This window comes from Porphyromonas somerae, assembly GCF_022845615.1.
In the GTDB taxonomy this organism is placed as follows: Bacteria; Bacteroidota; Bacteroidia; order Bacteroidales; family Porphyromonadaceae; genus Porphyromonas_A; species Porphyromonas_A somerae.
Window position 1 is genome coordinate 1,331,354 of sequence record NZ_AP025559.1, and the last position, 12,259, is coordinate 1,343,612.

Annotated in this window: 9 protein-coding genes; all 9 read right to left on the bottom strand. The window is 47.9% G+C overall.

Features of this window, described 5'->3' with window-relative positions:
- Positions 1-136: 136 nt before the first annotated feature.
- The 9 genes from MWL85_RS05835 to nspC all read right to left on the bottom strand — a co-directional run bounded on the left by MWL85_RS05835 (position 137) and on the right by nspC (position 12,188).
- Positions 137-1,258, bottom strand: a complete 1,122-nt coding sequence (locus MWL85_RS05835) for a GTPase (RefSeq protein WP_244401811.1) — start codon at positions 1,256-1,258, stop codon at positions 137-139.
- Between the two features lie 5 nt (positions 1,259-1,263).
- A complete protein-coding gene (gene hydG / locus MWL85_RS05840; RefSeq protein ID WP_244401857.1) occupies positions 1,264-2,682 on the bottom strand; it encodes a [FeFe] hydrogenase H-cluster radical SAM maturase HydG in 1,419 nt (472 codons plus the stop codon).
- Between the two features lie 7 nt (positions 2,683-2,689).
- On the bottom strand, positions 2,690-3,691 hold the full coding sequence (gene hydE, locus MWL85_RS05845) for a [FeFe] hydrogenase H-cluster radical SAM maturase HydE (RefSeq protein WP_244401812.1): 1,002 nt from the start codon (positions 3,689-3,691) through the stop codon (positions 2,690-2,692).
- Positions 3,672-5,159, bottom strand: coding sequence for a monomeric [FeFe] hydrogenase (locus MWL85_RS05850; protein ID WP_244401813.1), 1,488 nt, complete (start codon positions 5,157-5,159; stop codon positions 3,672-3,674). The genes hydE and MWL85_RS05850 overlap by 20 nt, the downstream gene beginning before the upstream one ends.
- A gap of 127 nt (positions 5,160-5,286) precedes the next feature.
- The gene (locus MWL85_RS05855; RefSeq protein ID WP_244401858.1) at positions 5,287-7,512 is read right to left on the bottom strand and encodes a GH92 family glycosyl hydrolase; all 2,226 of its coding nucleotides are present in this window, start codon (positions 7,510-7,512) and stop codon (positions 5,287-5,289) included.
- Positions 7,512-8,684, bottom strand: a complete 1,173-nt coding sequence (locus MWL85_RS05860; RefSeq protein WP_244401814.1) for a hypothetical protein — start codon at positions 8,682-8,684, stop codon at positions 7,512-7,514. Before MWL85_RS05860 ends, MWL85_RS05855 begins: the two co-directional genes overlap by 1 nt.
- Positions 8,681-9,976: a 30S ribosomal protein S12 methylthiotransferase RimO gene (rimO, locus tag MWL85_RS05865; RefSeq protein WP_244401815.1), complete on the bottom strand. Its 1,296-nt coding sequence runs from the start codon at positions 9,974-9,976 to the stop codon at positions 8,681-8,683. Before rimO ends, MWL85_RS05860 begins: the two co-directional genes overlap by 4 nt.
- The gene (ftsY, locus tag MWL85_RS05870) at positions 9,976-10,929 is read right to left on the bottom strand and encodes a signal recognition particle-docking protein FtsY (protein WP_018028670.1); all 954 of its coding nucleotides are present in this window, start codon (positions 10,927-10,929) and stop codon (positions 9,976-9,978) included. Before ftsY ends, rimO begins: the two co-directional genes overlap by 1 nt.
- A 56-nt stretch (positions 10,930-10,985) precedes the next feature.
- Positions 10,986-12,188, bottom strand: coding sequence for a carboxynorspermidine decarboxylase (gene nspC, locus MWL85_RS05875; RefSeq protein ID WP_244401816.1), 1,203 nt, complete (start codon positions 12,186-12,188; stop codon positions 10,986-10,988).
- Between the last annotated feature and the right edge of the window lie 71 nt (positions 12,189-12,259).

A 12,259-nucleotide genomic window follows, 5' to 3' on the forward strand; every position in this document is an offset into this window, starting at 1 on the left:
CAAACGCTTATGTACAATATTGAATTACAGCTGGTTACAAAGGAGGACTCTGCACCCTATTTCAACCAGCTTTTCACTTAGCACCTCTAATGCGTAACAGGGATTACGCATTAGAGGTTGATGTGGTGTTTTGTAATTATGGTAGGACCACTCGATCAAGTATGCCTAGCAACTGAGCGATGGCGATACCATAATTGGTCATCGGCACTTGCTGGCGGGTTGCTTCCTCCTGTCGAGTAAGGAGATGATTGCGATTCATCATACAAGCTCCACAGTGAATCACCAATTGATATCCACTCAGATCTGTAGGAAAGTCATCTCCATTAACATGAGTAATCACCAGCTCATCGCCTAGCTTCTTACGTAGCAACTTTGGCAACTTCACCCGACCAATATCCTCGTTAGTTGGCACGTGGCTACAAGCCTCTGCTATTAAGATATGGGCATTGGGCGGTAGCTGAGAGAGCACTTTTGCACCTGCCACTAAACGGTGGATATCCCCTTTATAAGCACTCATCAATACTGAAAAAGAGGTAAGTGGTACTTCGCGAGGCAATTGCTTCTCCACCTCTTGGAAAATAGAAGAGTCGGTGATGACTAAGTCGGGCATCGCACGTAGCTTGGAAAGGGTCGAGCCGAGCTCCTCAGGTTGAATGGCTACTACCATACAGTGCTTATCTAGCAACTCTCGTATCATCTGCACCTGTGGCAAGATTAGTCGTCCTTTAGGAGCCGCCTTATCCTGTGGCATCACTAGAAGTACCAAGTCGCCCGGTTTTGCAAGGTTTCCCGAGAGGGTCTCCTGACGATATAATTTCCTACCATTAAGCGTTTTAGCAATCAGTGCCATAACTCGCTCTCGCAATGCTTCTCTGTCCTCAGAAAAGGGTAACTTAAAGGGTAAAAAGATAGCATTCGGGTAGTCCTTTACCAACTGCGGGTCTAGCGACTCTTCCCTCTCATCTTGAAGGACTAGCACAATATCTGCACGCCTCAAAGCCACACGAGTGGCAGCCATTCTCTGTGCCCCCAGTGGAGAAGTATCTCCTACCCCTGGGGTATCTCCTAGCACCACAGGCCCTACTTCAGGTAGTTCAATACGCTTATATAGCACATCGGTGGTGGTGCCAGCGATAGGCGATGTAATGGCATACTCCTGCCCAACCAGCAGGTTGAATAGCGTTGACTTGCCACTATTTACTGAGCCATAGATAAGGATATGTGGCAATTCGGATTGAGGGGTAGCTACCGACTTCATATTTGCTATAGTCTAAAATCTCGCTCTCCCTCTTTTATCCTCTGGATTCGCTCTCGAGCAATTGCCTGCACCTTTGGATTGGGGATCAGTGCTAGTTCACGCTGGATCACAGGTTCCGCCAATTGGCGTGTATGCGGCGATGCATAGTCCGAGATATACTCCTCTAGTGTCATCAGTGCATTGGGTCCACAGCAATTGGCAATCTGACCATTCTTGCAAAGTTGCATAAAGCGGTCACCCGTTCGCCCCTCTCTATAGCAAGCGGTACAGAAACTTGGGATATGCCCCTCTTCAAGGAGCCAAGCCACCACTTCATCAAGAGTGCGCTGGTCACTCACATCAAACTGTGCGGAGTCCTTGGCATCTGCTTCGTTGGCATAGCCTCCTACAGTGGTCTTAGAGCCACCACTGACCTGAGACACCCCAAGGTGAAGTGCCGCACTACGCACAGAAGCCCGTTCCCTTGTAGACATAATAATACCTGTATAAGGAACGGCAATGCGAGCCACTGCCACAATATGCAAAAAAATATCATCGGGTACTGCATTGGGGAAGTCTCCTAAAGAAATATCATCGGCAGGACAAATTCGGGGGACACTGATGGTGTGGGGACCCACTCCAAACCGAGCTTCGAGGTGCTCCGCATGCATCAAAAGCCCTATGAAGTCGTAGAGATAAGTATTGAGACCAAAGAGTACTCCACAGCCCACATCGTCAATTCCGCCCTCCATAGCTCTATCCATCGCCTCAGTGTGATAGGCGTAGTCGCTCTTAGGTCCAGTCGGGTGAAGTGCTTCATAATTGCTCTTATGATAGGTCTCTTGGAAGAGAATATAGGTGCCGATGCCTGCTTCATGTAGTCGACGATAATTCTCCACGGTTGTGGCAGCGATATTGACATTCACCCTTCGGATAGCTCCATTTTTATGGTGAATAGAGTAGATCGTCTCTATCGACTCAAGCAGATACTCCATCGTATTATGCACAGGGTGCTCCCCCGTCTCTAGTGCCAACCGTTTATGCCCCATATCTTGCAGTGCTATCACCTCCTGCCGGATTTCCTCTTGGGTTAACTTACGTCGTGGAATCTGCTTATTCTTCAAGTGATAAGGGCAATAGGTACAGCCATTAACGCAGTAATTAGAGAGGTAAAGCGGAGCAAATAGCACTATCCTTCGTCCATAGAAGCGATGCTTCAATTCGCCTGCCAGCTCAGCAGTCGCTTGCCTAATATCCTCATCTGTGGCGAGTAGCAAAAGCGCTGCCTCTCTGTGATCTAAGCCTTTTGCCTCACGCCCCTTCTCTAGGATAGCTCTCTGCAGCTCCTTATTGTCTTTATTCGCCTTTACATAGGCGATGGTATCAAGTATCTCTTGATGATTTATAAATTCCTCGGCCCGTGCCGAATACTTATCGTATTTCATTATCTTATTATTTTGCTGTAAAGCCATACAACGCTAGCTCTGATCGCAATAATTCTATTCCTTCTGCCGCTTCACTTCCAAAGCTCGCCTTATGATCATAAAGTTGATACAACTGCCGAAAGCGAGGCGGTGAGAGATTGGGCATTACTACATTTGCACCCGCTTCAATAGCCCTCCGACGTCCCTCATTGGAGAGTGACGCAACAGCTGTAGTAGCTGGTATATTAGCAGTCGGGCAGATCAAGCGGCAAAGAGCCACCATGCGTACCGTGAGGTCTAGCGAACCACTCGGGTAACTTCTAAATGGAGTATCGTGGTGTGGCAGAAAAGGACCAATCCCAATCATTGCAGGCTGAAACCTTTGGATAAAGGCTAAGTCGCGTGCCAGATGACAAAGCTCTTGACCTGGCGAACCGACCATACCTCCTACTCCTGTCTCAAAGCCAATCCCTTTGAGAGCATTAAGTGCCGCCACACGACTCTCAATACGCTGACGCGGAGGATGAAGTTGCTGGAAGTGAAGCGGGTCTATCGTCTCGTGACGCAATAGATAACGTCTAGCTCCCGCATCATAAAGCTCTTGATATTCAGGTTGACTCATTTCGCCAAGCGAGAGGGTCAATACCACATTGGGATACTTCCGATGTAGCTCACGCACCAACTCTACCAAGCGGTTGCCTCTCCAGTAGAGGTCTTCACCACCTTGGAGTACAAACGTACCGAGACCTAAAGTGTTTCCTATACTGCAGACCTCAAGAATCTCCTCCTCTGTTAGTCGATACCTATCAACCGCTCTATTAGAAGCACGAATACCACAATAGTAGCAGTCGGAACGACAATAATTGGAAATTTCAATGAGCCCACGAAGCTTTATCTCACGGCCGAAGTGCTCCTTCGCAACCGCTCCTGCTACCTTCTCCACCTCATTCCCTTCACAGCTGAGCAACTCAAGGAATTGTTTTTCCTCAAGATGCTCTCCTTGTAAAAGCCTAGCGAGGGAGGTCGGCATAAGTGAGTGGAATCGTTGAGATCTCTTGAGCCAATTGCTTACGACCTGCCACAATATGATTGTGGGCACTCGGTCCATTGACACACCCACCAGGGCAACACATCACCTCAATAAACTGAGCTGGAGCAGTGCCTCGTACCGCATACCCTTTGAGCTTCGCAAGTGTCTTCTTGTCTATATTGCAAATCATCTCCGTAGTGATCTTATCCACCTTATCCGCAGTCTCAGGCTGGCATCTTAGATAGCTCTGAACAGCACCCATCACGCCTCCATTCTGGGCAAAGCCGTGTGCCTCGCGTACAGAAGTAACCTCTGGGAGGTAGCTCTCCTCATTCTTCAAATCGATCTCAAGGGCAGAAAAGATTGAGGCAATCTCTTCAAAGGTCATCACATAGTCCACCTCCTGACCTTCACGACGCGCCTCTTTGCGCTTCGCCACGCAAGGGCCAATAAATACGATTTTGCCATTGGGGTACTTAGCTCGAGCCCGCTCAGCAGTGTAGTACATAGGCGACTTAGAGTCGGAGACAAAGTCATGCAACTTAGGAATATGCTTGTCAATCGCTTCATAGAATGAAGGACAACAAGAGGTAGTCATAAAGGACTGCCCAGCCTCCAACTTCTCCAAAAGCTCGTGGCCTTCGTGGTGCACAGTGTCCATAGCACCCTGAGCCACCTCAATCACGTCGGAGAAGCCGATACGCTTCAATGCCCCATACACCTGAGCATGAGGAGCATCGTACTGGGCCAAAATAGCAGGAGCCACAATAGCTATCACCTTTTCACCCGCCTTAATCTCCCGAAGCACATCAAAAACCTGAGAGACTTCAAAGATAGCACCAAATGGACAAGCATTGATACAAGAACCGCAGTAGATACAGCGACTTTCATCAATGTGCTCAATACCACGCTCATCCTTCTTAATAGCACCAACTGGGCAAGAAGCCTCACAGGGCACAGGGATATATACAATAGCATGGTAGGGGCAAGCTCCATGGCAACGACCGCAACTAATGCAGTCATCATGATCAATCTCCGCCTGACCATTTTTCTTAAAACTAATGCACTTCTTAGGGCAGGCATTGTAACATGCCTTACTCACACAGCCACGGCAGAGGTTGGAAACCTCATAATTGATTTCCACGCAACTGGTGCAAGCCTCATCAACAACACAGAGAAGATTGTCTTTCTTCTGACGTTCCTCGAGTGCCTGCTTAGCGTAGTATGAGAGTGGGGTCACTTCATCTACCTCATCCGTCATATCTAGTCCCAATAGCGGGAACATCTTATATCGTAGCACTGCACGCTCTTTATGGCGACAGCAACGAATACGTTCTTTGCGATGCCGTGGGATCATCTCTATGGGTACAGAATCTATTTTCTCTGCCAATTCACCATCATACCAAAGTCGCACAAGCTTTGAAAGTAGCTCATGGCGAATAATCATCACATTGTTGGAGTAAGCCATATCTGTCCTATTAAAAATATCTAGCCATATATACTATATTGTACATAAAGCGGTTAGAATTACAATACAAAGATAACACTTTTTACGCACAATTGATACCTCCTCATTGCAAAATCTGAAGCACCAACTACTCATTTGATAAAGAATAGGGAGCATCGCTTGGCATAGTCCCTCGCTGATAGTTGGGTTGGGGACCCATCTCAAATGTTATTTCATCACTATTCCTCAACTGGTCAAACGTTAAGTAGTTCCTACTCCACTGCTTTCCATCAATATAGATAGACTGTATGTAGCGATTATCTCTGTTATTATCCGTTGATTTCAACTTGATAGGTTGCATACCCGGACGCTTCACTACCACTTCGTCAAATAGAGGCGAACCAATCACATACTGTTGCGACCCGGGGCAGACAGGATAGAAACCCATGGCCGAAAAGACATACCACGCAGAAGTCTGTCCATTATCCTCATCACCACAATACCCATCAGGCGTAGGTGCGTAAAGGCGATTCATCACCTCACGTACACGGTACTGAGCCTTCCAAGGCTCCCCAGCATAATTATAGAGATAGATAGCGTGCTGAATTGGCTGATTACCGTGAGCATAATTGCCCATATTCATAATTTGCATCTCTCGTATCTCATGAATGGTAAATCCGTAGTAGCTATCATCAAAAAGCGGAGGTACATTAAAGATACTATCCATCATCTGTACGAATGTACTGGTGCCGCCCATTAAGTTGATCAACCCTTGTGGGTCGTGGAATACAGACCAAGTATAATGCCAACTATTTCCCTCAGTAAAGGCATCACCCCACTTAAGTGGATTAAATGGAGCTTGCCACTCCCCATTTTGTAGTTTTCCTCGCATCAAGCGGTGGCTTGGATCAAAGAGATGGCGGTAGTTCATGGCCCTCTCGCGATAAATAGCAATCTCCGACTCAGGTTTATTAAGTGCCTTTCCAAATTGGTAGATGCACCAATCGTCATAAGCATACTCTAGGGTACGAGCAGCACTCTCATTAATACCCACATCGCAAGGCACATATCCTAGCTTATTGTAATACTCAAATCCAGCACGCCCAGTAGCACTCACTTCAGGGTGGCGGCTATGGGCACCGTGCACCACAGCCTCCCATAGCACCTCAGCATCCTTCTTGGGGGTAAGTCCCATAATATAACCATCTGCCACTACCGAGGCACTATTATTCCCCACCATTATATCACGGTGCCCAGGGCTAGCCCATTCAGGCAAGAACCCACTCTCACGATAGGCATTGGCAAGACCCTCTTGCATCTTACTCGCCTCTTCGGGATAGCAAAGATTGAGCAGTGGGAATAGACTTCTAAAGGTATCCCAAAAGCCAGTATCGGTATACATATACCCAGGTAACACCTTGCCATTATATGGGCTGTAGTGCAAGACCTTACCAGATGCATCTACCTCATAAAAACGTCGTGGAAAGAGTAGCGAACGATAGAGTGTAGAGTAGAAGGTGCGGATATCATCGAGGTCGGTCCCCTTCACTTGTAGCCGTCCAAGCAAACGGTCCCATTCAGCACGCCCCTCCTCTGCCACTTCGCTTAGAGAGCGACCAGCTACCTCCTCCAGATTCTGCCAAGCCTGCTCTGTGCTGATAAAGGAGCTAGCCACCCTTAGGGTCACTTTGCTACCTCTAGGGAAACCAATCGCTAGAGTGGTGCTATCGGAAGAGACCAGTTCAAATGGCACATCACTAGTCAGTACAAAGTAATTGCAAAAGTTATCAGGCACTCCACCACTATTCTTAGTGGTATATCCTGTAACCACTCCCCGAGATTCATCTGCAGAGATCTTACAGGGAGCCTCCATCGCATCTATCACCAGATAATTATCTAGATAGTCGGGGTAGTGAATATCGAATACCACGGCACGCTCAGTAGGTGCCAATTCCACCTCGGTATCATGGTCGGCCAAGTAGACACTATAATAATATGGTTTCGCCACTTCCGCTTTGTGCGAAAACCAACTCGCCCGCTCTACCTCCTTTGTACGCAAGTCTCCCGTGACTGGCATAATGGAGAACTGACCGTAGTCGTTCATCCAAGGGCTTGGCTGGTGCGTCTGCTTAAAACCCTGAATCTTATTAGCGGTATAGGTGTACTGCCAACCATCGCCATTCTTCCCCGTCTGAGGAGTCCAAAAGTTCATCCCCCACGGCCGAGCTATGGCGGGATAGGTATTGCCCGACGAAAGCTCATAGGTCGACATTGTGCCCATCAGCACTTCAACATGATCAACAGGCTGTACTTGGGCATTCAAATTCAATAAGCTAGCCACACCGACTAGGCATAAAAAAAGTATTTTTCGCATCATGGTAATGAGATTGTAGCTCTTTGCTCTCTGTAAGATTCAAACTTTCGATTTTGGATAATGGTCTCCCACGCTTTCGCCTCTTGGATCGCCTCAAGAGAATCCTTTCTGAGATCGTAGCATTCAAGCGAAGGAACCATTAGAGTCTGCCCATAACGCAGATTGTTAGGATCAGGGATACTATCTTTATTCGCCATATAGATATAGACCCAGTAATAGACATTGCCGTAATACCGACGAGCAATCTGTGCCAAGGAGCCTCCCCTACTTACCTGAATGGTATCTATTGCAATAGGGTTTTCTGGCGTGAGTACAAGGGTATCTTTCACCACTAGAATAGTATCTTTCACCACAGCCACCTGCTTACTCTCTTCGGGCAGAGGTGCTGGAGACTTAGGGACTAGCCACCACACGACTAATACGAATAGTGCCACCACTGCCAAGGAGGTCCAAAGGATTGGGGCAGTGTTGCGGGATTTTTTCTCTGGAGATGCAACTGAGGTCGCCTCAACCGGCACAGCTTCTGCTTGAATCGGTTGCTCAATAACCTCCGGCTTCTCTAGCTCATCACTAGCGGTGATACTATCAGTAATGGCAAATTGAGCCACAGTCGCCCCCTCAGCTACCGTAGAGGTTGTTTGAAGCTCTGGAAATTGTACGCCCTCCCGAAGCAACGTAGGCTTGTAGACAGAAAAAGGTTGATTAAGCAGCTCAATCACCGCACTAGAGGGGACAAAGTTCAACAACAATACCCCCTCAATCTCCTCCGTCACATAAAAGTCACCCAACCCAAATAGAGAGACCCTTCGTCCCCTAAACAAACCATCTAAGAACTCCTTTATCTCAGCAGCAAGAGCTCTAGAGACCTCTTCCTCATCTAAGTTGTGAAGCAGGGCTAATGACTCAATAAACTCTTGTGTTACATATGAAGTAGGTGCATCATAATCCAATTGAGTATAACGCTGCGCCTCCAACAGGTATTCAGCGGGAATAAACTCCAAAGCGATATGTGGAGGCATCAACATCCGACCTCGTTCCTCGGTCAAAATGTACTCTTCGCAAAACCGAGCTCTAAATAGGCCAATGCATGGCAATACGAGGTCACTTTGCTCCACCAACCTCGCCTGCATAAGAGCCTGCGCCTGCCTCAAGATATCGCTATTAACACTCATACCAATCTCCCAATGGTATCAAAGCCATCTGCCTCTACAATCTCCACATCATAGAAGTCCCCAATGGTCAGTTCCTCATCCGTCACTACTAACACCTCGGGGTCCACATCTGGTGAGTCGTACTGGCTACGTCCAATATAGTAGCCCTCCGAAGCCCGATCAATGATCACTTTCTGAATGGTACCCACCAATTCCTCAGCCTTCTCAAAAGCAATCTCCTCTTGGAGCGCCATCAAGCGATCCAGTCTCTCTTGCTTCACTTCGGCTGGCACCTCATCTTCATAATGCTGATAAGCATAGGTCCCCTCCTCGTGAGAGTAGCTAAAGGCACCCATTCGCTCAAAGCGGACTGTTCGCACAAAGTCCATCAACTCCTCAAAGGCCTCCTCACTCTCCCCAGGGTGCCCCACCATCAAAGTGGTCCGCAAATAAATACCTGGCACCCGCTCCCGAATAGTCGAGATAAGTGCTAGCGTCTCCTCCCTCGTCACGAAGCGTCGCATAGAGCTCAGCACCTCATCATTGATGTGCTGTAGGGCGATATCTAAGTATTTGCACACCTTCGGCTCCTCCCTAATCGCATCTAGCAGTTCCATGGGGAAGTGATTGGGGTAAGCGTAGTGTAGTCGCACCCACTCAATGCCATCAATCTTACAGAGCTCCCTCACCAATTGTGGTAGCTTTGCTTCTTTGTAGAGGTCTATCCCATAATAGGTCAGATCCTGAGCAATCAACTGAAGCTCCTTCACCCCTTGTGTGGCAAGGCTCTTAGCCTCCTGAAGAATCTCCTCCATCTGCCGAGATTGGTACTTTCCCGTCATCAGTGGAATAGAGCAGTAGGCACAAGTACGGTCGCACCCCTCAGCAATCTTGAGGTAGGCATAATGGTCGGGAGTTGATAGGAGCCTCAAATCGGCTGGAGTGGTGTGGTATGCCTTTCCAATATCAGCCAACAACTCCTTCCAATTAAATTTACCATAAAACCTATCCACCTCTGGGATCTCCGCCTGAAGCTCCTCCATATACCGCTCACTCAGACAGCCCATTACAAATAGCTTGCCGATCCGCCCCTCCTTTTTCCCCTCTACCAATTGCAGAATGGCATTGATCGACTCCTCTCGTGCACTCTCTATAAAGCCACAAGTATTGATCACCACAATCTCCCCTTCAGGAATCTCGGCATCATGAACCACTTGGTAGCCATAGCTAGCAAATTGCTTCATCAGATGCTCCGAATCAACCAAATTCTTGGAGCACCCCATGGTGATCACATCTACTCTATTCTTCTTCACTACTCACCAAATAAAGAATCCACAAACTCCTGCTTATTAAATAGCTGTAGGTCAGTCATCTGCTCACCCAGACCTATGTACTTCACAGGGATCTTAAATTGGTCAGAAATTCCAAGAACCACGCCACCCTTTGCAGTTCCATCAAGCTTCGTCACAGCTAGAGCGGTTACATCAGTAGCAGCGGTAAATTCCTTTGCCTGCTCAAAGGCATTCTGCCCCGTAGAGCCATCCAATACCAGCAACACCTCTTGTGGTGCTTCAGGCAGTACCTTCTTCATCACATTCTTGATCTTGGTTAGCTCATTCATTAGCCCCACTTTATTGTGTAGCCTTCCAGCGGTATCAATCAGCACCACATCGGCACCTTGCGCCTTGGCATGAGCCACCGTATCATAAGCGACCGAAGCTGGGTCACTCCCCATCTCCTGCTTGATGACAGGCACCCCTACTCTCTCGCCCCATATCACTAATTGGTCTACCGCCGCCGCTCTAAAGGTATCGGCAGCCCCGAGCACCACTTTATATCCTGAGCTCTTGAATTGATAGGCGAGCTTGCCAATGGTGGTCGTTTTGCCCACACCATTCACCCCTACCACTAGTATTACGTAGGGCTTTTCCTGCTCTTTGATCGAGAAGTCGGTACCATCACTGGTATTATTCTCTTCCAACATAGCAGCCACTTCACTACGCAAGATTTGCTGTAGCTCACCAGTCCCCACATACTTATCTCTAGCTACACGCTCCTCAATCCGCTTGATGATTTTGAGCGTGGTAGGCACTCCGACATCGCTACTCACCAGCGTCATCTCCAGCTCATCGAGTACCTCATCATCCACCTTGGTCTTTCCGACCACACTTCTAGATAGCTTCCCAAAGAAAGAGGATTTGGTCTTCTCCAATCCACTATCCAGCGTCTCCTTTTTCTCCTTCGAAAACAGTCCAAAAAAAGCCATTATCTTCTCCAAATATAAGTATCCAAAGCCCTCAAAAAGGGCAACGATACCCTCGGTTAATCCATTCTACTCAAATAATCCTCCACCCCATATTCTCTTAGCAACTCTAGCTGCCCATCCAATCGCTCCACACAGATAGAAGGGTGCTTAATGCCATTAAACATCGTAGTCTTAACACTGGTGTAGTGCAGCATATCCTCAAAGATGAGGAGATCGCCTACCTTGGGTTCATTAGCAAAGTACCAATCGCCCATCACATCGCCACTCAGACAGCTATTACCTCCGATACGATATTGGTGCGTATGGGTAGCCGTGGGTGCCATCTCTGCACCCCTCACACGTGGCTGGTAAGGCATCTCAAGACAATCAGGCATATGGCAGGTAAAAGAGGCATCCATCATCAGTGTTCTTATACCATGATTCTCCACAATATCCTCAATCGTGGCAACTAAGTAGCCAGTCTCCCAAGCAAAAGCACTCCCTGGCTCCAAGATAATATGGAGATGAGGATACTTAGCCTTAAAACTGAGCAAAAGCCCGATCAAGTGCTCCACATCATACTCCTGATGCGTCATCAAGTGGCCACCTCCTAGATTGAGCCACTTTGCCTGCTTCAATAGATGGTCACACTTCTCCTCTATTACCTTGAGTGACCGCTCCAATTGATAGGAATTGCTCTCACAGTGCGTATGGATATGAATACCCATCAAGCCCTGAGGAAGTTTCTCAGGGATCTGCGACACAATCGTTCCCATACGGCTACCTGGAGCCGCAGGATTGTAGAGCTCTGTACCCACCTCGCTATACTCGGGGTTGATTCGAATACCACACTCTATCGGGTGACCTTGATAGCCCCGCACCCTAGGGTAGTCCCGCTCAAATTGCGATAAGGAGTTAAAGACAATATGGGTGCTACACTCCATAATCTCCTCAAATTCCTCCGATTTATAAACGGGGGCATAGGTATGCGTGAGGCTACCCATCTTGTCCCTACCCATTCGTGCCTCAGCCAATGAACTAGCAGTAGAAGCCGAAATATACTCTCTAAAGATAGGAAACAACTTCCATAGAGCATACGCCTTAAAGGCCAAGATAATTTCCACACCTGTGCGGTCCGAGACCTGCTTTATACGCTCCAAGTTGGCCCTCAGCTGAGCCTCCACTTGCACATAAGCAGGTGTGGATAACTGCTGTGGAAAATACTCATGCGGATCTCTCCCCATCATCGCCTTGCTCCGAAAGTCAAACTGCGTACCCATATCTACTTCATTACATCTTTAGAGAACCAAAGATACCAAAAAAGTTGGGGATAGAGCCTAAAGAGTGAGGG